The sequence below is a fragment of the Cupriavidus sp. 86D6 genome, from assembly GCF_057815095.1.
Genome location: NZ_JBYPSB010000003.1, coordinates 94,637 through 115,659, shown reverse-complemented (window position 1 = coordinate 115,659; position 21,023 = coordinate 94,637). Strand labels below are relative to the sequence as shown.

Below are 21,023 nucleotides of genomic sequence, written 5' to 3'. Positions count from 1 at the left end.
AACTGTCTGATGTGATGCGATTCAGCGGCCCACGGCATAACCCTGCATGCCGCGCGCATTGGCGCCCGCGCGCAGCACCAGGCGACCCTTGCCGTCGCGCTCGCGCGTGCACGCCGACATGCGGCCTTCGGACCAGTCTTCCCCTACGCGAACTTCGTGCCCGCGGGCGCGCAGGGCTTCGATGGTGGTGGCCGGGAAGCGCGACTCGACGGTGATGCGGTTCAGCGTGGTCTGGCGCGGCCAGAACGATTGCGGGAAATGGTCGATATGCCAGGCCGGCGCGTCGATCGCTTCCTGCAGGTTCATGCCGTGCACCGCATGGCGCATGAAGAAGGCCAGCGACCATTGGTCCTGCTGGTCGCCGCCGGGCGTGCCGAAGACCATATACGGTTCCCCATCGCGCAGGCACAGCGACGGCGACAACGTGGTGCATGGGCGCTTGCCCGGTGCCAGCGTATTGGGCAGGCCCGGCTCCAGCCACGTCATCTGCAGGCGCGTGTTCAGCGCAAAGCCCAGCGCCGGAATGGTGGGGCTCGACGACAGCCAGCCGCCCGACGGCGTAGCCGCCACCATGTTGCCGTGGCGGTCAATCACGTCGATATGGCAGGTATCGCCGACGAACACTTCGCGCTCGGCCCATTCGCTGACCGGCGGCAGCGCCGCGAACGTGGGCTCGCCGATGCCGAAGCGCGTATCTGCCGCGGCTAGCGTGCGGTCGGCCACGGTCAGGTCCGGCATACGCGGCGCGCGGCCCTTGAGCGCGCCCGGCTGCATCGTCAGCGACGCGCGGTCGCCGATCAGCGCGGCCCGCGCGGCCAGGTAATGCGGATTGAGCAGCGCACAGAGCGGACTGTCCTCGAACAACGGATCGCCGTACCAGGCCGTGCGGTCGGCCATCGCCAGCTTGGCGGCCTCGGCAATGGTGTGGACAAATTCGGGCGAGGTCGGCGCGTGGGCATCCAGATTGGCGTGGCGCAGCATGCCAAGCTGCTGCAGGAACATCGGGCCCTGGCTCCAGATATCGCACTTGGCCACCGCATAGCGGCCGAAGTCGAGCGAGACCGGCGCTTCCACGGTGGGCTTCCAGCCGGCCAGGTCGTCGTAGCGCAGCAGGCCGGTGTGCTTCTCGCCGGTGGTGTCGCGCACGGGGGTGGTGCGGCAGTATGCGTCGATGGCCTCGGCCACGAAGCCGCGATACCAGCAGTGCATCGCCGCGTCGATCTGGCCTTCGCGGCTGTCGCTCCGGCTCACGGCCGTCTCGACGATGCGTGTGTAGGTATCGGCCAGCACGGGCAGCGTATGTAGTGCGCCGGGACGCGGCACGCGGCCATCGGGCAGCCAGGTATCGGCCGAACTGTGCCATTCGTCACGGAACAGCTGCTGCACGGCCAGGATGGCCTGCGAGATGCGCGGCACCAGCGGGAAGCCGTTGCGTGCGTAACCGATGGCCGGCGCCAGCACGTCGGCCAGCGACCACGTGCCATGGTCGCGCAGCATGGTCAGCCACGCGCCGAACGCGCCGGGCACCGTGGCGGGCATCAGGCCGATACCGGGCATCAGTTCCATGCCCTGCTTGCGCAGCGCCTCCGGGTCGGCCAGCGCCGGGGCCGGGCCCTGGCCGCAGACCGAGCGCACCGCGCGGTCCTTTTCGCTCCAGAACAGGATCGGCACCTCGCCGCCGGGGCCGTTCAGGTGCGGTTCCACCACCTGCAGCACGAAGCCCGCCGCCACGGCTGCATCGAACGCATTGCCGCCGCGCTCCAGCACGCCCATGGCCGTCTGGGTGGCCAGCCAGTGGGTGGAAGCAGCGACGCCGAACGTGCCGACGATCTCGGGGCGTGTCGTGAACATGGGCAAATGACTCCTGTTTGATGCATTTGATTTGTGGTTCGAGTATAGGCAGCCGAAATAACTGCCAACGTCGAATAACTTATCGTTGCATTACCATTCGGTTATACCCATTCGCCGCCTTCTCGCCCCGCCATGCCGATTGCCACCGACAAGTTGCTGCATCAGATCGTGTCGCGCCTGCGTCTGCGCCATTTGCCGCTGCTGCTGGCGCTGGAGCGGCAGCGATCCGTGTCGCGCGTGGCGGCCGAGATGAACCTGTCCCAGCCGGCCGTGACCAAGGCCCTGCGCGAGATCGAGGACATCTTCATGACGCCGCTGTTCACGCGCACGCGCAACGGCCTGGAGCCCACCGCCACCGGCGCTGCCGTGCTGAGCCACGCGCGCATGACGCTGGCCGATGCCGAGGCGCTGGGCCGGCAACTGGCGGTGATCGAGGCCGGCCGGCGTGGCCGGCTGCGGCTGGGCGTGATCCCCTACACGGCCCGCGCGGTGCTGGACGCCGCGCTGGCGTACGGGCTCAACCAGCAGCCACGCCTCTCGGTGGTCGTGCGCGAGGGCACCACCGACGAACTGGTCGGCGCGCTGCGCCAGCACGAACTGGACTGCGCGATTGCGCGCTCGTTCTACCTGGCGGGGGAAGACATCGTGCAGGAGCCGCTGTACCGGGAAGAGCCAGTGCTCGTGGTACCTTCGCGGGCCAGGGCGCGGCTGTCGCGCGGCGACCTCGACTGGAAGCGGCTGGCCGAACTCGACTGGATTCTGCCGCCGCCGCATACGCCGGTACGCCGTACGATCAATACGATGTTCGCGGTGGCCGGCGTGGCGCCGCCGCTGCCGATCGTCGAAACCTACTCGATCAAGCCGATGGCCACGCTGCTGCGCAGCCAGCCCGACGCCATCACCATCGTGCCGCGTGCCGTGGCCGCCGAACTGATCGAACTGGGCGACGCGGCGACGCTGCCGTTTTCCCTGAGTTGGGATTTGCCGCCTGTGGGCGTGATGTGGCGGCGGGAGTCAGAGGAGAACGATCTGGTGAAGCCGCTGGTGGCGGCGTTGAAGGCGGCGGTGGGGTAGTGGGATTTGGGGGCGGTGGATGGGGATGGGCTTGCCCTCTCCCCCAACCCCTCTCCCATTTCATGGGAGAGGGGAGAACACCACGAGGCCTTCAAAGGCTTGCGTTTTGCTCCCCTCTCACGCCGGCGGGAGAGGGGCCGGGGGAGAGGGCATCGAGGTTCAGCTTGCCGGCATATGGCAATTTGAACCGCCAGCACCTTCCATCAACCAAGACAAACAATCCAATGAAGACCGTTGTGCTCTACGTCCTGACCGCCCTGGCCGAAATCCTCGGCTGCTACCTGCCCTACCTTTGGCTGCGCCAGAACGCCAGCCCCTGGGTGCTGCTGCCCGGCGCGGCTTCGCTGGCGGTCTTTGCCTGGCTGCTGACCTTGCACCCCGACGCCTCGGGCCGGGTCTATGCCGCCTACGGCGGTATCTATATAGCAGTGGCCATCGTCTGGCTCTGGCTGGTGGACGGCGTGCGGCCCAGCATCTGGGATATGACAGGTGTCACAATCGCCGTCGCCGGCATGGCGGTAATCGTGTTTCAGCCGCGCTGAACTCAGATTAAGGGCGAATTAAGCGCCACTTTTTCTGACAAAATCCGTCACTTTATGCATCTTGAGCCACACCCTACCAGAGTGGGGTGACAGGATTTGGCAGACACATCTGGTTACAGGTGACAAGAAATCTCACATTTCAACGATTTCTAGCCGAAATGTGACCTGGCACACCTGTTGCTCTATAGGACCCCGACAGCAGCTGCTGTTCTCAACTAATTCAAAGGGGTCAATTCCATGAAAAAAGCACGGATGGGAATCCACCAACGGGTCCAGAAGGGTTTCACGCTGATCGAACTGATGATCGTGGTCGCGATCATCGGTATCCTGGCTGCGATTGCGATTCCGCAATATCAATCGTATGTCGCGAAGTCGCAGATCAATCGCGTGATCGGTGAAACGTCGGCGCTGCGCACGGCTGTCGAAACCTGCCTGAATGAAGGTCGCACGACTGTTGTGACGTCGGCAAACCCGGGCGCGACGGAGTGCAATCCTGGCCGCACCGTATCGACCTTGCTAACTAACGCTGGCGGCATTCCTGTCGTCGTGCTGACGACTGACCCGATGACCATCTCGGCCACATTGGGCAATACGGCATCGGCTGCAGTCTCTGGCGCCGTCATTACGTGGAACCGTGTGGCAAACACCGGCAGCTGGAGCTGCAGCATGACCGCTGGCACGTCGTCGAGCTGGAGCGCAAATTACGCTCCGGCAAGCTGCCCGATCGTTGCTCCGGCAGGTGGTTAAGTAGAAATAGGCCACATCTGAAAAAGCCCCGGACTTTCCCCGGGGCTTTTTTCATTTCTGGCCGGCGATGAAGTCACCCCGCCTCCCCCCGCATCCCAATCTCCCCGATCAGCTTCCCATACCGCGCGTTGTCCGCTGCCACCATCCGCGTGAACTGGGCCGGTGAATCGCTCTTCCGAAGTTCCCCCGCATTGGCCTTCATCGTCGCGTCTAGCTTTCCGCTCCCCTGCAGCGCCGCCACCGCATCGAATAGCCGTTTCGCCATGGGCGCCGGCAGGCCGGCCGGGGCGAACAGGCCGCTCCAGTTATCGAGTACGAAGCCCGGCGGCAGCGAATCGGCCAGCGTCGGCACGTTCGGGAAGTAGCTGGTCCGCGCGGCCGATGACACCGCCAGCGCGCGGATCTGGCCGTTGCGCAGGAACGGCGCCGCCGTGGACATCACCGGCATGCCGAACTGCGTCTGGCCGCTCAGCATCGACGTCAATATCTCGCTGGCGCCCTTGTACGGGATATGCACGGCCTCGACATGGTGCTGGTGCAGCAGCGATTCCACGGCCAGATGCGAGACGCTGCCCTTGCCGCCCGAGCCGTAGTTCAGCGCGCCGGGCTTCTGCTTCATCGCGTCGATCAGCTCGCGCGCCGTCCTGAAGGGCGACGACGCCGGCACCGCCAGCACCACCGGGCCGCCCGACAGCGCCGAGATCGCCGTGAAGTCGCGGGCGGCGTCGTAGGGCTGGTCCTTGTACAGATGGACGTTGATCACGTGCTGGTTGGCCAGGATACCCAGCGTGTAGCCATCGGGCTCGGCGCGCTTCAGCGCCCGGGCGCCGATGATGCCGCCGGCCCCGCCGATGTTCTCCACCACCAGCGGCTGCCCCAGCACCGGCGACAGTTCCGCCGAGATGGTGCGGGCGATGGAATCGGGCGCGGTGCCCGCGATGAACGGCACGATCAGCCGGATCGGGCGCGACGGATACGGCGCGGCGGCCACGGCCACGCGGCTCATCACGCCCCCCAGTGCGGCGGCACCGGCTGCGGCGCCTGCCGTACCCAGCCATTGACGACGATTCATGTTGTCTCCTGTGTTTTTTGATGTGCGGCCTGTGTGTGGCGCGCAGTCAGGCCCCCGCCGGGTCCAGGATGGCCTTGGCGATGGTGTTGCGCTGGATCTCGCTGGTGCCCGTGAAGATGCGGAACATGCGCAGCTTGCGCCAGGTCTGCTCCACCGGATGCCCGCGCGTGACGCCCAGGTTGCCGTGGATCTGCACGGCCTTGTCGGCCACCTCGAAGCAGCGTTCCGACACGAACAGCTTGCACGCGGCCGCCTTCATGCGCAGGTCGGCACCGGCATCGGCCAGCAGCGCGGTCTGCGCGATCATGCTCTCGCACGCCCACAGCGCCGCCGCCATGTCGGCCAGCATATGCTGGATGGCCTGGAAGCGCGCAATCGGCCCGCCAAACTGGCGGCGCTGGCCCGCGTACGCCACCGATGCCTCGTAGGCGCGCGCGGCCAGCCCCAGCATCGAAGGGCAATGCAGCAGCCGGTTCACGTTGATGCGCGACATGCCCAGCTTGAACCCCCGCCCTTCGCCGCCAAAGATGTTGGCGCGCGGCACGCGCACGTTCTCGAAGCGGATGTCGGCGTCGATATGCTGGCCCGACATCGGCACGTACTCGGTGCTGACGGTCACGCCGGGCAGGTCCAGATCGACCAGCACGGCCGTGATCGACGGCGGCGTGGTGGTGGCATCGGTCACGCACATCACGATGGCGAAGTCCGCAAACGGCGCGCCGCTGATGTAGTGCTTCTCGCCGTTGATGACCAGTTCGTCGCCGTCCACCACCGCGCTGGTGCGGATGCTCTGCGCATCGGAACCCGAATGCGGCTCGGTCAGCGCGAAGCAGGTGGATTTCTGGCCCCGGATCACCGGCTCGAAATAGCGCGCCACCTGATCGGGCGTGGCGTACTTGAGCATATTGCCCACGCGCGGCGGCCCGCCCAGGTCGCCCAGCACGTGCGGCGCCAGCACCGCGCCGCTGGCGGCCAGATCGGCCTTCAGCGCGCACTGTTCCGAGATATTGAGGCCCTTGCCGCCCAGTTCCGCCGGCAGGCAGGCCGCGTACAGCCCCAGTTCGCTGGAGCGGCGCCAGACGTTGCGCAGCACCTCACGCGGCCACGGGTCTTCGGTGCCCAGGCCCAGTTGGCGTTCCAGCGGCAGCAGTTCCTCGTTGATGAACCGCTGCACCGCCGCGCGCGTTTCGATCAGCACGGGATTGGTCAGATGGTCGAACATGTCTTTTCTCCGTGGATCAGTTCACGCGTCGGCTGGCGCCGAGCCAGTACTGCTCACGCACCAGCTTGCGTGCCAGCTTGCCGCTGGCGTTCTTGGGCAGTTCGGCGACGAAGTCCACCGAACGCGGCGACTTGTAGTCGGCAATGCGCGCGCGGCAGTGCCCGATCAACTCCGCGGCGCTGGCCTGCCGGCCGGGCCACAGCGCCACCACGGCCTTGACGCTTTCGCCCCAGGTGTCGTCGGGCACGCTGATCACGCAGGCTTCCATCACGTCGGGATGCTGGTACAGCGTGGCCTCCACCTCGGTCGGATAGACGTTGAAGCCGCCCGAGATGATCATGTCCTTCTTGCGGTCCACCAGGTACAGGTAGCCATCGGCATCCACACGCGCCAGGTCGCCGGTATGCAGCCAGCCGTCGACCAGCACCTCGCGCGTCAGGTCGGGCTCGCCCCAGTAGCCCTGGAATACATCCTCGCCACGGATCACAAGTTCGCCAATTTCATCGCCGCTGACTTCCTCGCCACGCTCGTTGACCACGCGCACTTCGGTTTCGCCCAGCGCGCGGCCGCACGATGCCAGCCGCTCGGGCTTGCTTTCGATCGCCAGCGCATGGTCGGCCGTGGACAGGCGCGTCACGCCCGAGGTCGATTCACTGGCGCCGTAGCCCTGCGACAGCACTGGGCCGATGCGTTCCCAGGCCTCGCGAATGCGTGCCGGCGCCATCGGCGCGGCGCCGTAGGCCAGCGTCTTGAGGCTGCTCAGGTTGGCCGTGGCCAGTGCCGGCTCGGCCAGCAGCATGTTGATCATGGCCGGCACCATAAAGACGTGGGTCAGCTTCAGGCGCGCCACATCGGCCAGGAAGCCGGCGGGCTCGAATTTCTCGAACAGCACCAGCGTGGCGCCCAGGAACAGATAGGGTTGCATCAGCATGCCCGACGCATGCGTGACCGGGCCGATCAGCGCCAGCCGGTCGCCAGGGCGCGCCGGGCGGTCCATGGTCAGGATCATCTTGCGCATCGACGCCAGCCGGTTGCCGTAGCTCTGCATGGCCGCCTTGATCTTGCCCGTCGAACCGGATGAAAAATGCAGCACGGCCAGGTCGTCGGGCCGCGGAACATAGTCGATCGACGAATTCGCGCCACGCTCGATCAGGGATTCGTAGGTGGCATAGGCCCCATCCGCCCCTTCGGCCACTTCGGCGCCCGCGATGGCAATGAAATGCTCGACGCAGCCAAACCCGCGTGTGTCTCGGGTATAGCCGGTATAGCCGGGCCCCGCGATCATCACGCGCGGGGTGCAGTTCTCGACCACGTCCGATGCCTCGTTGGCCGTAAAACGCGGGTTCAGCGCCGCCTTGACCAGCCCTGCCTTATACAGCGCACATTCGATCTCGACGATCTGCGGGCAGTTGCGCGACTGGATCGCCACGCGGTCCCCCTTCCGCAAACCCAGCGCCAGCAGCGCGTTGGCCAGCCGGGTCGAGCGTTCGTCCAGCTGGCGGTACGTCAGCACGCGGTCCCGGTACAGCACGGCGGGGTTGTCGCCCCAGTAGAGCGCCGCACGCCGGAGGAAGTAGGCGAACGTCATCGTGGTCTCCCATTTGAATGTTGTGGTGAGCCAAGTCTGTAAGATGGCGGACATCACCACAATGTCGCGACTGGCATCAAGTCATAAACAATGGGAATGAGGAACACAAGACACGATGGAGACACGTGATCTGGACTATGTGCTGGCGGTGGGCGCGCACGGCGGCATTGGGCGCGCGGCGGAGGCCCTTGGGATGACCCAGCCCGCGCTGACCAAGGCGATCCAGCGAGTCGAGGCGCAACTTGGCGTACCGCTGTTCGAGCGCACCACGCTGGGCATGCGCGTGACGCAAGCCGGCACGGTATTCCTGGAGCGGGCACGGCGCATCCGGCTCGAATACGACGATGCCATCAAGGAGATGCGCGGCATCCAGACCGGCGAACAGGGCCTGCTGCGGCTGGGCTATTCGCCTTCGATGCCCAACGCGCTGGTGCTGGGCGCCTGCCAGCAGTTGCTGCGCGAACGGCCCGTGGCGCGGCTGCGCCTGAGCATGCGCGTGGCGCGCGAGCTGATGGATCAGGTGCAGGCCGGCGAGCTGGACCTGGCCGTGGCCCCGCTGCCGCGCCAGGCCAACCCCGCGCTGGCCACGCGAGAACTGTTTACCGACCGCCTGGCCGTGGTGGCCGACGAAAACCATCCGCTGCAGCGCCGGCGCGACCTGACGCTGGCCGATCTGGTGGGCCAGCACTGGCTGCTGCCGACCGGGCACGTACTGATCCGCCAGCAGATCGACAGCGCCTTTGCCAGCATCGGCCTGCCGGCGCCCACGCTGCGCGTGGAGACCGATTTCGGCAGCGCCACGCTATTCGACCTGGTGCGCGGCACCGAGATGCTGTGCATTGCCGGATCGACGACCAACAGCAGGCGCCTGGGCCTGCGGCCCATTGCCTTGCGTGCCGATGCGCTGGACCTGGGGCGCCGCGTGGGCGTGATCACGCGCGCAGGGGCCTACCTGTCACCGCTGGCGCAGCGGATGATCGACATCCTGGAAGCCCACGTGGCATGACGGCTGGGGCTATGGCTGCCGCTATGGCTGCGGCGGGAACGTGCGCAGGTAGGCCAGCAGGTCGTCCAGCTGGCGCGCGTTGCTCATGCCCCAGAAGCGCATCTTCGTACCGGGCACGACCTTGGCCGGCGATTGCAGGAACGCGCGCAGCGTATCGTCGCCCCAGACCACCGGAGACGCCTTCATCGCATCGGAATAACGGTAGTCGTCAGTCCCGCCGGCCTTGCGGCCGAACACACCGTTCAGCTGCGGCCCGAAGGCCGCCCGGGCCGACGGACCCACGTGGTGGCACGACGCACAGCGCGTGGCGAAGATGTCCTTGCCCTTGTCGATATCGCCGGCGGCATGGGCAGCGGTGACGGCAAACAGGGCGAATGCAAGCGGTGCAGCGTACTTCATGATGCGCAAGGGGGAGACAGCAGGCGGCTTTTCGCACGCTGCCGGGTTGCTCCCCTCTCCCGCGCGCGGGAGAGGGGTTGGGGGAGAGGGCAGGCACTGGCCGCACGAGGGGTATTGCTACACCGGATAACTCGCCACTTCGATCAGGTTGCCGTCGGGATCGCGGCAATACACGGACGTCATCGGCCCCAGCGCGCCGGTGCGCTGCACCGGCCCCACTTCCACGGCCACCTTGTGTGCCAGGAAATGGGCGACCACCTCCTGCGGCGGCATCTTCGTGATGAAGCACAGATCGTCGCTGCCCGACGTCGGGTGAACGCCGGTGAACCACGCCACCGTGTCTTCATCCACCGGGCGCAGGTTGATCTTCTGCTGGCCGAACTTGACCGACACGCGCTTGCCGGTGCGCGACGCGAAGTCTTCGCGCTGCATGCCCAGCACCTGTTCGTACCAGGCCACGCTGGCCTCCACGTCCTTCACATTGAGCACGATATGGTCAAGGCGTTCGATCGCTAGCGTCATGGCGGGGGCGTCCTTTCGTGGTCCCGGAGGTGCCCCCGGGAGCGGCGATTATGTAACAGCATGTGTAGCTGTGCAGTGCAAGGCGTAATGTACACCGGGCCAGCGGAGCGCGGCTTTTATACTGCCGGGCCGGTCAACCACCGCGCCCCAAGTCATGCGCCGAATCTCCTGGCTCATCATGAGCCTTGTCATCGCGGCACTGATTCAAGTGCCCGCAGGTTTCGCGGCCGAACCCGCCTCCGAGGCGGAAGCGCAGCAAATTCCCACGCTGACGCACGCCGAAGCCATCTCCGAACTGAAGCGCCTGCAGTCCGAGCAGGATCGCGTGAAACAGCAGGCGTCCAGTGCGTCCGGCATCATCAAGCTGGGCGACCTCAACGACACGCTGAAGCAGCTTGACGACGATGTCGACAAGCTCACCGCGGCGCTGACGCCGCAGCGCGCCCAGTTGCAGGCACAGGTAGACCTGCTCGGGCCGCCGCCCGAAGCCAGCCCCGACAGCAAGGCCAAGGACGCCGCCAAGGAAGCGCCCGCCGTCATCAGGCAGCGGGCGGAGCTGAACGCGCGCAAGAGCCAGCTCGACGACGAACTGAAGCAGGCCGCCGACAGCAAGGACAACATCGCCCATCTGCGCGACCAGCTGGCCAAGCTGCAGCGCAGCCGCCTGAAGGACCAGCTCGCGCTGCGCTCGGACAGCATCCTGAACCCCGCCTTCTGGACGCCGCTGTTCAAGGTGTCCGAGGAAGACCGCGAGCGCCTGGGCAACTTTACCGACGACATCGGGCCGCGCATCCGGCTGGCCTGGGATGCATCGCAGCGCGGCAAGACCATCATCCTGCTGGCCCTGGCGCTGGCGGTGTGGTCGCTGGGCCGGCGCCTGCTGGAACGCGGGCTGGCGTGGTTCTGCCTGACCCAGCTGCCTGAAACGCGCCTGCGCCGCAGCGCGCTGGCCCTGGCCACGGCGCTGACCACCGTGGCCACCACGGCGCTGGCCGTGCGCATCGTCTATGCAGCCTTCACGGGCGGCGACGAGATATCGCCCGCGCTGCAGGACCTGATGAACGAGATCGCCAAGCTGACCATGACCAGCGCGCTGATCGCCGGCCTGGGGCGCGCGCTGCTCTGCACGCGGCACCCGAGCTGGCGGCTGCCCGCGCTGGCGGACCCGGTGGCGCTGGCGTTGCGGCCGTTTCCCACGGTGCTGGCGGGCCTGCTGCTGCTCGCGGGCACGGTGGAACAACTGAACCGCATGGCCGATACCACGGTGCAGGTCACGCTGCTCGGGCGCGGCCTGGTCTCGCTGGTGGTGGTGCTGACCATCGGGGCGGCGCTGCTGCGCGCCAACCGCGTGCGCAGCGAACTGGTGGCCGCCGGCGAGCGGCCCGAAGAGCGCGCGACGCTGGCCGGACTGATCCACGCGGCCGTCACGCTGATCGTGGCGGTGTCGTTCGGTGCCCTGCTGATCGGCTACATCAGCTTCGCGCGCTTCCTGACCTACGAACTGGTCTGGTTCGACATCGTGCTGTGCAGCCTGTACCTGCTGACCCAGCTCACGCGCGACATCTGCGAGGCGCTGTTCTCGGCCAGCCATCGCAGCGGCCGGATCATCAAGCAGTTGTTCGGGGTGGGCGATTCGCACCTGGAACAGGTGTCGACGGTGTTGTCCGGCATCGGTGCCAGCGTGCTGCTGTTGCTGGCGGTGCTGGCCCTGCTGACGGGCGGCTTCGGCACCACGCCGGTAGACCTGCTCAACAGCCTGCTGATCGTGCTGGGCGGCGAACGGCTGCGCAGCATGAACATCATGCCGGACCGCATCCTCAATGCGGTGATCGCGCTGACCGTGGGCATCTGGCTGCTGCGCTCGGTGCGCCGCTGGCTCGACGCCGAACTGCTGCCCAAGCTCTGCGCCGAGCCGGGCCTGCGCGCATCGCTGATCACGCTGTTCAGCAATGTCGGCTACGTGTTGCTGGTGCTGCTGACGCTGTCGCTGCTGGGCGTGAAATGGGAAAACCTGGCGTGGATCGTCAGCGCGCTGTCAGTGGGTATCGGCTTCGGCCTGCAGGAGATCGTGAAGAACTTCGTGTCGGGCCTGATCCTGCTGACCGAGCGGCCGGTGAAAGTGGGCGACATGGTCAGCCTGGCCGGCGTGGAAGGCGATATCCGCCGCATCAACGTGCGCGCCACGGAGATCCAGCTGGGCGACCGCTCGACGGTGATCGTGCCGAATTCGCAGCTGATCTCGCAGAACGTTCGCAACGTCACGATGAGCAACAGCACGCAGGGCGTGGCCACGCTGCAGCTCACGTTCCCGCTCAACACCGACCCCGAAGCGGTGCGCGACCTGCTGCTGGAGGTCTACCGCGAGAACGACAGCATCCTGGACATTCCCGCGCCGTCGGTCACGTTCAGCCAGCTGGCGTCCAATGGCATCACGCTGAGCGTCACGGGCTATGTGAGCAGTCCGCGCATTGCGGCCGGCACCAAGAGCGACCTGCTGTTCGAGATCCTCAAGCGGCTGCGGGCGGCCAATATCTCGCTGTCCGAACCCCAGACGCTGCGCGTGGAAAACATGGCGGCGGCGCTAGGCACCTGACGGCCGCTACGGGCGCCGCCCCGGCAGGCCTAGGGTCCGCCGGGCTCGTGCCCGGTCCAGTAATCGGCGCCATCATCGTGCGTGGACAGCACGATCCTCTGATGGCAATGCTGGCATGTGTAGACAAAGACCTGCCTGCCGGCGTGCATCGTGGCATCGCCGGACCGCGCCAGGCGCGGATGGGGCGGAACATGACCGGGACGACCCAGCAGGTTCTTGCAAAGTTCGCAAGGAACCATCGTGCTCTCCAGACTCTGATTTCGGACCCTGCAACAACCATGTCCGCTTGGCGGGCAGACATTGCTGCAACGCAACAGAGGCCAGTATAGGCGCACGATCGTTCGATCGCCACGCGCTTTGCGGCCGGTAGATCCATTCCTCGATTTGCCGGGAATCTACGCCGCAAAGCGGTCAGTGGCGGCCAGAAGCTGGTCCATGATGCCGGGCTCGGTCCACGCATGGCCCGCGCCTTCGATCAGGTGGAAGTCGGCGTCGGGCCAAGCCTGATGCAGCGCCCAGGCATAGCGTGCCGGGCACGGCATGTCGTAGCGGCCATGCACGATCACCCCAGGAATGCCAGCCAGCTTGTGGGCATCGCGCAGCAGCTGGCCGTCTTCGAGCCAGCCATGATGGGTGAAGTAATGGTTCTCGATGCGCGCGAAGGCCAGCGCAAAGTGCCCTTCGTCGTGCTTGGCTGCAATGTCCGGGTTGGGCAGCAGCGTGATGGTCTCGGCTTCCCAGACGCTCCAGGCGCGCGCGGCTTCCAGTTGCTTCTGCCGGTCATCGCCGGTCAGCAGCTTGCGATAGGCCGCCATCATGTTGCCGCGCTCGGCGGCAGGCACCGGGGCCTGGAAGCGCGCCCAGCTGTCGGGAAACACCTCCGACACGCCGAACTGGTAGTACCAGTCGAGCTCGGCCTGCGAGACCGTGTAGACCCCGCGCAGCACCAGTTCGCTGACACGCGCCGGATGGGTCTGCGCGTAGGCCAGCGCCAGCGTCGAGCCCCAGGAGCCGCCGAACACCAGCCATTGTTCCACGCCGATCAACTGGCGCAGCTTCTCGATGTCATCCACCAGATGCCAGGTGGTATTGGCCTCCAGCGACGCATGCGGCGTGGATTGCCCGCAGCCGCGCTGGTCGAACAGCAGCACGTCGTAGCGCGCCGGATCGAACAGGCGGCGGTGGTCCGGCGAAATGCCGCCGCCGGGCCCGCCATGCAGGAACACGGCCGGCTTGGCGCCGCGCGTGCCGACGCGTTCGAAATACAGGACATGACCGTCGCCCACGTCGAGCGTGCCGGTCTCGTAGGGTTCGATTTCGGGATAGAGCGTGCGCAGGGCGGACATGAATTGTTTCGCGTGAAGATCATTCGAAACAAAAGTGTAGCCCCCGGCCACGCCGGTTGCTTTAAGTTTCGTTTAAGTCTGCGGCCCTAGATTTGAGCCGTACCGCAACCGAACCCCAAGAGGTGAAGCCATGACTCCCCAAGACGTGCAAGCACTGGAAGCCTTCCTGAACCAGCTGACCCAGGCGCGCGTGGACAACAAGGACGCCCAGGCGGCGGCAATGATTGCCGATGCCGCCGCCCGCCAGCCAGATACCGCCTATCTGCTGGTGCAGCGGTCGATGCTGCTCGACCGCGCGCTGCAACAGGCGCAGGCGCAGATCCATTCGCTCCAGGCGCAGCTGCAGGCGGCGCAGGCCGCCAATGGCCCCGGCGGACGCGGCTTCCTGGACAACGACGCCACCTGGGGCAACAGCGCCGGCCGCGCGCCGCAGGCTGCCCCGGCACCGCAGTATCCGCCGCAGCAGCCCTATCCTTCCGCGGCTCCTGCCGCAACCCCGTACCAGGCCGCGCCGGCACAATCGGGCCAATCGGCCCCGGCGGCCCGTCCGGGCTTCCTGGGCGGCGGGCTGGGCGGCACGCTCGGCACCATCGCCACCACGGCTGCCGGTGTGGCGGGCGGCGCGATGCTGTTCCAGGGAATTGAAAACCTGTTCCATCACGGCAACAGCGGCGGCGGCTTCTTTGGCGGCCAGCCGGCGGCAGGTTCCGAGACCGTGGTGAACAACTTCTACGGCGACGATAACAGCGGCGGCGGCCAGCGCGACAACGCGCTGCTGGCCGACAACGGCAACCTGGACAACGGGCTGGACGACTACGTCGACGCCAGCCAGGACGACGACTCGTCGTTCTTCTGACCTCACGGCGGCGCAAGCCGCCTTTGTAGGACAGCCTCCGGTTGCCGGCCCGCCCCGTTGCGGGCACGATCAGGGCAACCGGGCGCCGCCTGCCCGGCAAGGGGAGCCGGCGCCATGAAGACGTTCCACTGCAATCGCTGCGACAACCTGGTGTTCTTCGAGAACATCGCCTGCGAACGCTGCCAGGCCACGCTTGGCTTCATTCCTGCGATATCGCAGCTGGCAGCCTTCGAGGGCGACGATGCCGGCGGCTGGCGCAGCCTGCATCCCGACGCCCACGGCGCCATGTTCCGCCGCTGTCACAACTACCAGGTGGAGGCGGTCTGCAACTGGATGGTGCCCGCGGACGATCCCGGCACGCTGTGCGAGGCGTGCAAGCTGACCCACACCATCCCCAACCTCGACGCACCCGAGAACCGCCTGTACTGGTACCGGCTGGAATCCGCCAAGCGGCGCCTGCTCTATACGCTGCTGTCGCTCGGGTTGCCGGTCATCTCGCGCGACGACGACCCCGTATCGGGCCTGCAGTTCGACTTCCTGGCCAACACCGGCCCGCACGACCCGGCGATGACCGGGCACGACAACGGCCGCATCACCATCAACATCGCCGAAGCCGACGACGCGTACCGCGAGCGCACCCGCACCGAGATGGGCGAATCCTATCGCACCCTGCTGGGGCACTTCCGGCACGAGGTGGGACATTTCTACTTCAACCGGCTGGTTGCCGGCACGCGGCGCATCGAACCGTTCCGCAAGCTGTTCGGCGACGAACGCGCCGACTACGCGGCGGCGTTGCAACGGCACTACGACCACGGAGCGCCGCCCGACTGGCAGGCGTCGTTCGTCAGCGCCTACGCGACGATGCACCCGTGGGAAGACTGGGCCGAAACCTGGGCCCACTACCTGCATATGGTGGATACGCTTGACACAGCCCAGTCATGCGGGCTGGTGCTCAAGCCGGAAAGCCCGCGCGAGCCGACGCTGACCGACCGGACGCCCGTGGAGGACGCCAGCTTCCGCAGCCTGATGCAACGCTGGTTTCCGCTGACCTACGTGCTGAACAGCCTGAACCGCAGCCTGGGCGTGCCGGATGGCTACCCGTTCACACTGTCGCCAGCCGTGGTGGCCAAGCTGGAGTTCGTGCATCGGGTGATCGATGCGGCGGCGCGCGAGCATGCCAGCCCCGTACCGCAGCCGCCCGGCGAGCCCGCGGCCAAGCCAGCCGGCGCGCCCGCCGCCAACCCTGACATCAAGCCGTCACGGTAACGTCACGGCGCGGCGCGCTGGACAGCGACCACGCGAACACCACCAGGCCGCCCAGCGCCAGCAGCGCGCCAACCCAGCCCGTGGATGTCCAGCCCATGCCGGCGGCGATGGTCACGCCGCCCAGCCACGCGCCCAGCGCGTTGGCCATGTTGAAGGCCGAATGATTGAGCGCGGCGGCCAGCGTCTGTGCATCGCCGGCCACGTCCATCAGCCGGATCTGCAGCGGCGGGCCCAGCGCCACCGCCGTACCCACCAGCATCACGTTCAGCGACGCCAGCCAGGCGTGGTGCGCCGTGAACACGAACGCGCCAAGCACCAGCGCCGACCACACCAGCACACCGCCCACGGTCGGCATCAATGCGCGGTCGGCCAGTTTGGCGCCCGCCAGGTTGCCGGCCACCATGCCCACGCCAAACAGCGCCAGCACGATCGGGATGCCGCTGGCCGGCATGTGCGCCACTTCGAGCATGGTCGGCTTGACATAGCTGAACACGGCGAACATGCCGCCAAAGCCGATCGCGCCGATGGCCAGCGTGAACCACACCTGCTTGCGCGCCAGCGCCGACAGTTCGCGCAGCGGGCTGGCATGGCGGTCGGCCGGGACGAACGGCACCCAGCGCCACACCAGCAGCACCGTCAGCCCGCCAATGGCGCCCACGATCATGAACGCGGCGCGCCAGCCCAGCCACGTGCCGATGCCGGCCGCGATGGGCACGCCCACCAGCGTCGCCACGGTCAGGCCCAGCATGACCAGGCCCACGGCCTGGGCGCGGCGCTCGCGCGGCACCAGCCCGGCCGCCACCAGCGCCGCCACGCCAAAGTAGGTGCCATGCGGAAAGCCGGTCAGCAGCCGCAGGACCAGCATCGACAGATAGGTTGGCGCCAGCGCGCTGGCCACGTTGCCGACGGCAAAGAACGCCATCAGCGCGATCAGCAGGTTGCGGCGCGGCCAGCGTGCGCCCAGCACCGCCAGCAGCGGCGCGCCGATCACCACGCCCAGCGCGTAGGCGCTGATCAGGTGGCCGGCCTCGGGGATGCTGATGGCCAGATCGCGTGCGGCATCGGGCAACAGGCCCATGATGACAAACTCGCCCGTGCCAATGCCAAAGCTGCCCACGCCCAGCGCCAGCAGCGCGCGGCGGTCGGCGGCTCGGTCGCGGGGCGTATCGGCGAGCGCATGCGGGGCAGGATCGGGGACGTTATGGAAATTGCCGGAAGGAACGGTCATGAGGAGAGATCGCGAGACACTTGTTATGGCGTTGCGCCGCGGACTGGCGGGCGGGATCTTGCGTCCTGCCTCGGGGGCTCCAGCGTGCTCCGGTGCGGCGTCGTAATGGGTAATACGGGGTGATGCTGCTACGTAGTACTACGCTGCGCCGCCGGGGACGGCACCGCCTACGCGAGGGCGCTATTGTGAAGCAAAACCGTTTTCGCTGCCGGAGCCCGGCGCAATGCCCCTTCGCCGGAGTCCTGTATCCGCCGGTATCCCGGTGCGGGTTCGCCACTGTGGGATAGGGCACAAGAGCATGGCGGGGCATGCACGCGTCGCCCTATGCTGGATACATGCGACGCCGGGGCGCCGTACCCACGAAGCATGGCGCCGGGTGCCGCGCGTTTTATCGGGTGGGAGGGGATATGTCCCTGCGTAATACTCTGTTTCTTACGGCCATCGGCCTGGCCTGGACCCTTCCCGCCCTTGGGCAGGGATGCCAGCACGACATGCAGTGCAAGGGCGACCGGATCTGCAACATGGGCAGCTGCATGGCGCCCGATGCCGATGGTCCCGACGCCTCGGGCCCGGCAGCCTCGTCAAGCAAGTCGATGCCAACGATCAAGCTGTCACCGCAGCCATCGAACCCGCCCTCGGTGCAGCCGTCCTCGCAGCCGCTGCCGCCTTTGCAACCCTCGCCGCAACAGTCGCCACCCTCGCAGGGACAACCGCAGTCGCAACACGTCAGCGTGCCGCGCAACTGCTGTACCGTGGCGGGCAAGTTGCGCCTGGCTCCGCCGCAGTCCGGCGACGCACCGCTGGTGGCTGGCGATGCCTGCCAGGGGCTGACCACCACGGGCAAACCCGTGCCGGGCACGGCCTGCAACTGAATCGGGGGTCGCCCGCTCAGGCGGCGGGCAGCGATGCAACGATGGCCTGCCGCAGCCACTGGTGCGCGGGATCGCGATGCACGCGCTCGTGCCAGAGCATCGACATCTCGTAGCCGGGGACTTCGACGGGTGCCTCCACCACTTGCAGCGCCGGGTTATCGGCCACCAGCCGCGCGGGCAGCATCGCCACCAGATCGGTGCTGCCCACCACCGCCGCCACGTACAGGAAATGTGGCACGGACAACGCCACACGGCGCGACACCCCCGCCGCCGCCAGCGCCTCGTCCGTGACGCCGAAGAAGCCGCCGCCGTCGGGCGACACGATCACGTGCTCCAGCGCGCAGAACTGCGCCAGCGTGGGCTTGCGCTTCAGGCGCGGATGCCCGGCGCGCCCCACCAGCACGTAACGCTCCGTGAACAGCGGCAGCCGATGCAGCGATGCCGGCGAGCCTTCGGTGGTGTGGAATGCCAGGTCGATATCGCCACGTTCGGCCAGACGCACGAGGCTGGCCGGCACCATCTCCACCACGGCCACCCGGGTGCCGGGCGCGGCTTGCCGCAGGCCGGCCAGCGCCGGCAACAACACCGTCGATTCGCTGTAGTCGGTGGCCGCGATCCGCCAGGTGTGGGTGGCCACGGCCGGATCGAATGGGCGCTCGGGCGACACGGCAAGCTCCAGCGCGGCCAGCGCCTCGCGCAACGGCGTCCGCAGCGATTCGGCACGCGCGGTGGGCCGCATGCCGCGCGGCCCCGGCAACAGCAGGGGATCGTCGAAGATCTCGCGCAGCCGGGCCAGATGCACGCTGACCGATGGCTGCGAATAGTGCAGGCGCTCCGCGGCGCGGGTGACGTTGTGCTCCGACAGCAGCACATCCAGCGTGACCAGCAGATTCAGGTCGAGGCGGCGCAGGTTGGTCATGGCTGGTGGCATAGCAAAGGTTAATGGCTGGAATTCCGGATATTCATTTCTAATATACCGAAGCCACGCCTATCCTGCCTTCACCGACTGATCAATGGAAGGCTGTCATGAACGTACTGATTGTTTACGCCCACCCCGAGCCCACGTCGCTGAACGGGTCGCTGCGGGATTTCGCGGTGCAACGGCTCGAAGCCGCCGGGCACCGGGTGCAGGTTTCGGATCTCTATGCGATGCAGTGGAAGGCACCGCTCGATGCCGGCGATACGCTGGAGCGGCGTCCCGGCGGCGCGCCCTTCCACCCGTCGCTCGATTCGCGCCACGCCTTCGAAAACGGCGTGCAGAGCCCCGATATCGCCGCGGAACAGGAAAAGCTGCGCTGGGCGGATGCCGTGATCCTGCAGTTCCCGCTCTGGTGGTTCTCGATGCCGGCCATCCTCAAGGGCTGGGTCGAGCGTGTGTACGCCTACGGTTTCGCATACGGCGTGGGCGAGCACTCGGACGAGCGCTGGGGCGACCGCTACGGCGAAGGCAATCTGGCCGGCAAGCGGGCGATGCTGGTGGTGACCACGGGCGGCTGGGAATCGCACTACGGCCCGCGCGGCATCAATGGGCCGATGGACGACATCCTGTTCCCGATCCAGCACGGCATCCTGTACTACCCGGGCTTCGACGTGCTGCCGCCGTTCGTGGTCTATCGCACCAGCCGCATGGACGCGGCGCGCTTCCAGGCCACGACCGATGCACTGGGCGAGCGCCTGGACCAACTGTTCACGGCCGCGCCCATCGCGTTTCGGCCGCAGAACAGCGGCGCCTACGAGATACCGGCACTGACGCTACGGCCCGATATCGCCCCGGGACAGACCGGCTATGCCGTACATGTGTCCGAAGCGGCCTGAGATGCGGAAATCGAGAGAGCCCGGCGGCGGCCACGGGCCTCAGCGGTCCCGGGTGACGCTGACACCGGCATCGACGGTGCCGTAGGCGGTCACGCTCGATTGCCGCTCTCCGGTATCGGAAACGGTGGTACACCCTTGGGCCGCAGCCAGCAGAAACCATATGCCGAGGGTTGTGAAAATGACGCGCATGGGCCGAGCCTGAATCGTTGCAATGCAGGCTTCGACGTCAGGGTGGGCCGGGAAGTTTCACGTTTCCCGGCCCGCCGGCCAGTCCTGACCGCTCAGGCCGCCTGCGCCCCGCGTGCCTCACGCGCCGCCTGGCGGTAGTGACGTGTGTGACGATACAGCCCGTACAGGCTCGTCGCCGTAAAGCCGAGCTGCTGGACAAACAGGCCATAGGTACCCGTGACCAGCGCAAATGCACTCCACACCAGGTTCGAGCACAGGTAGGCAATCCATCCCCAGCGCGATGCACGGTTGTGCAACGCCACCAGGAACGATCCACTCATGGCCAGGGCGCACCCCGACCATTCGAGTCCAGTCAGCAATTGAGGAAGTTGAGCGGCAAGCTCCATGGGGTTGTCTCCTGTTTGCGTTCATTTTTTGTATGCAAAACGGAGACTACCGGAAATGGGCGGGATCACGCAAGCGGTATGTCCGCATGGCGGCGGGCGTGCTACGCGGCGGCCGCCCGATGCGGCGCTACAATGCCCGCTCTTCACCACGGGAACACGATCCATGCTGCCGGACAGCGAATCGCTACTCCTGCTCGTCACGCGCGAGATGCCCTTCGGCAAGCACAAGGGCACGCTGATTGCCGACCTGCCGGGCAACTACCTGAACTGGTTTGCGCGCGAGGGCTTTCCGCCCGGAGAGATCGGCCGGCTGCTGGCGCTGATGCACGAGCTTGACCACAACGGCCTGTCCGACCTGCTGAAGCCGCTGCGCGAGCGCGTGTCCGGCCGCGCGCGGAAATAACAGTGGCCAGCCGCGTGGCTGGCCCTTTGCCTTCGATCGTGCCGGC

21 protein-coding genes are annotated in these 21,023 nt (G+C 67.0%); 10 read left to right on the top strand and 11 right to left on the bottom strand.

The window, feature by feature from the left end:
- Positions 1 to 21 precede the first annotated feature (21 nt).
- Complete coding sequence (locus AC3G88_RS09535; protein WP_488772745.1) at positions 22 to 1,851, bottom strand: gamma-glutamyltransferase family protein; 1,830 nt, start codon at positions 1,849 to 1,851, stop codon at positions 22 to 24.
- A gap of 132 nt (positions 1,852 to 1,983) precedes the next feature.
- On the opposite strand from AC3G88_RS09535, the gene AC3G88_RS09530 reads away from it, so the two are divergent.
- From AC3G88_RS09530 to AC3G88_RS09520, 3 genes are all read left to right on the top strand, one after another.
- Entirely contained in the window at positions 1,984 to 2,925 is a 942-nt protein-coding gene (locus AC3G88_RS09530; protein WP_488772747.1) for a LysR family transcriptional regulator, read from the top strand.
- 224 nt (positions 2,926 to 3,149) lie between these two features.
- Positions 3,150 to 3,467, top strand: coding sequence for a YnfA family protein (locus AC3G88_RS09525; protein WP_488772748.1), 318 nt, complete (start codon positions 3,150 to 3,152; stop codon positions 3,465 to 3,467).
- Positions 3,468 to 3,704: 237 nt separating this feature from the next.
- A complete protein-coding gene (locus AC3G88_RS09520) occupies positions 3,705 to 4,214 on the top strand; it encodes a pilin (protein WP_488772749.1) in 510 nt (169 codons plus the stop codon).
- A 73-nt stretch (positions 4,215 to 4,287) separates the two neighbouring features.
- On the opposite strand, the gene AC3G88_RS09515 is transcribed toward AC3G88_RS09520, so the two are convergent.
- Genes AC3G88_RS09515 through AC3G88_RS09505 form a run of 3 tightly spaced genes read right to left on the bottom strand, consistent with a single transcriptional unit; the run spans position 4,288 to position 8,096 of the window.
- On the bottom strand, positions 4,288 to 5,286 hold the full coding sequence (locus AC3G88_RS09515) for a tripartite tricarboxylate transporter substrate-binding protein (RefSeq protein ID WP_488772750.1): 999 nt from the start codon (positions 5,284 to 5,286) through the stop codon (positions 4,288 to 4,290).
- A gap of 46 nt (positions 5,287 to 5,332) precedes the next feature.
- Complete coding sequence (locus AC3G88_RS09510) at positions 5,333 to 6,508, bottom strand: acyl-CoA dehydrogenase family protein (protein WP_488772751.1); 1,176 nt, start codon at positions 6,506 to 6,508, stop codon at positions 5,333 to 5,335.
- 16 nt (positions 6,509 to 6,524) lie between these two features.
- Positions 6,525 to 8,096: an AMP-binding protein gene (locus AC3G88_RS09505; protein ID WP_488772752.1), complete on the bottom strand. Its 1,572-nt coding sequence runs from the start codon at positions 8,094 to 8,096 to the stop codon at positions 6,525 to 6,527.
- A 115-nt stretch (positions 8,097 to 8,211) separates the two neighbouring features.
- Between AC3G88_RS09505 and AC3G88_RS09500 the strand changes: the two genes are divergently transcribed.
- Entirely contained in the window at positions 8,212 to 9,102 is an 891-nt protein-coding gene (locus tag AC3G88_RS09500) for a LysR family transcriptional regulator (RefSeq protein ID WP_488772753.1), read from the top strand.
- A 21-nt stretch (positions 9,103 to 9,123) separates the two neighbouring features.
- On the opposite strand, the gene AC3G88_RS09495 is transcribed toward AC3G88_RS09500, so the two are convergent.
- Both AC3G88_RS09495 and AC3G88_RS09490 read right to left on the bottom strand, forming a co-directional pair.
- The gene (locus tag AC3G88_RS09495; protein WP_153949257.1) at positions 9,124 to 9,501 is read right to left on the bottom strand and encodes a c-type cytochrome; all 378 of its coding nucleotides are present in this window, start codon (positions 9,499 to 9,501) and stop codon (positions 9,124 to 9,126) included.
- A gap of 117 nt (positions 9,502 to 9,618) precedes the next feature.
- A complete protein-coding gene (locus AC3G88_RS09490; RefSeq protein ID WP_488772754.1) occupies positions 9,619 to 10,023 on the bottom strand; it encodes a VOC family protein in 405 nt (134 codons plus the stop codon).
- A gap of 154 nt (positions 10,024 to 10,177) precedes the next feature.
- On the opposite strand from AC3G88_RS09490, the gene AC3G88_RS09485 reads away from it, so the two are divergent.
- Positions 10,178 to 12,616, top strand: a complete 2,439-nt coding sequence (locus AC3G88_RS09485) for a DUF3772 domain-containing protein (RefSeq protein WP_488772755.1) — start codon at positions 10,178 to 10,180, stop codon at positions 12,614 to 12,616.
- 395 nt (positions 12,617 to 13,011) lie between these two features.
- On the opposite strand, the gene pip is transcribed toward AC3G88_RS09485, so the two are convergent.
- Entirely contained in the window at positions 13,012 to 13,962 is a 951-nt protein-coding gene (gene pip / locus AC3G88_RS09480) for a prolyl aminopeptidase (protein WP_488772756.1), read from the bottom strand.
- 130 nt (positions 13,963 to 14,092) lie between these two features.
- Here pip and AC3G88_RS09475 point away from each other — a divergent pair, with 130 nt between their 5' ends.
- Complete coding sequence (locus AC3G88_RS09475; RefSeq protein WP_488772757.1) at positions 14,093 to 14,818, top strand: DUF2076 domain-containing protein; 726 nt, start codon at positions 14,093 to 14,095, stop codon at positions 14,816 to 14,818.
- Between the two features lie 114 nt (positions 14,819 to 14,932).
- The gene (locus AC3G88_RS09470) at positions 14,933 to 16,084 is read left to right on the top strand and encodes a zinc-binding metallopeptidase family protein (RefSeq protein WP_488772758.1); all 1,152 of its coding nucleotides are present in this window, start codon (positions 14,933 to 14,935) and stop codon (positions 16,082 to 16,084) included.
- On the opposite strand, the gene AC3G88_RS09465 is transcribed toward AC3G88_RS09470, so the two are convergent.
- Positions 16,068 to 17,312, bottom strand: a complete 1,245-nt coding sequence (locus AC3G88_RS09465; protein ID WP_488772759.1) for an MFS transporter — start codon at positions 17,310 to 17,312, stop codon at positions 16,068 to 16,070. The two genes, AC3G88_RS09470 and AC3G88_RS09465, sit on opposite strands and share 17 nt — an antisense overlap.
- A 407-nt stretch (positions 17,313 to 17,719) precedes the next feature.
- Here AC3G88_RS09465 and AC3G88_RS09460 point away from each other — a divergent pair, with 407 nt between their 5' ends.
- The gene (locus AC3G88_RS09460) at positions 17,720 to 18,184 is read left to right on the top strand and encodes a hypothetical protein (protein WP_488772760.1); all 465 of its coding nucleotides are present in this window, start codon (positions 17,720 to 17,722) and stop codon (positions 18,182 to 18,184) included.
- 16 nt (positions 18,185 to 18,200) lie between these two features.
- Here AC3G88_RS09460 and AC3G88_RS09455 read toward each other — a convergent pair whose 3' ends face one another.
- Positions 18,201 to 19,103: a LysR family transcriptional regulator gene (locus tag AC3G88_RS09455; protein WP_488772762.1), complete on the bottom strand. Its 903-nt coding sequence runs from the start codon at positions 19,101 to 19,103 to the stop codon at positions 18,201 to 18,203.
- A 107-nt stretch (positions 19,104 to 19,210) separates the two neighbouring features.
- Here AC3G88_RS09455 and AC3G88_RS09450 point away from each other — a divergent pair, with 107 nt between their 5' ends.
- A complete protein-coding gene (locus AC3G88_RS09450; RefSeq protein ID WP_487522785.1) occupies positions 19,211 to 19,999 on the top strand; it encodes an NAD(P)H-dependent oxidoreductase in 789 nt (262 codons plus the stop codon).
- A gap of 39 nt (positions 20,000 to 20,038) precedes the next feature.
- On the opposite strand, the gene AC3G88_RS09445 is transcribed toward AC3G88_RS09450, so the two are convergent.
- Positions 20,039 to 20,188 carry a hypothetical protein gene (locus AC3G88_RS09445; RefSeq protein WP_487522784.1) on the bottom strand — a complete coding sequence of 50 codons (150 nt, stop codon included), beginning with the start codon at positions 20,186 to 20,188 and terminating at the stop codon, positions 20,039 to 20,041.
- 92 nt (positions 20,189 to 20,280) lie between these two features.
- Complete coding sequence (locus AC3G88_RS09440) at positions 20,281 to 20,574, bottom strand: nicotinamide mononucleotide transporter (protein WP_488772763.1); 294 nt, start codon at positions 20,572 to 20,574, stop codon at positions 20,281 to 20,283.
- Between the two features lie 163 nt (positions 20,575 to 20,737).
- Here AC3G88_RS09440 and AC3G88_RS09435 point away from each other — a divergent pair, with 163 nt between their 5' ends.
- Positions 20,738 to 20,977, top strand: a complete 240-nt coding sequence (locus AC3G88_RS09435; protein ID WP_153949246.1) for a DUF3820 family protein — start codon at positions 20,738 to 20,740, stop codon at positions 20,975 to 20,977.
- Positions 20,978 to 21,023: the final 46 nt, after the last annotated feature.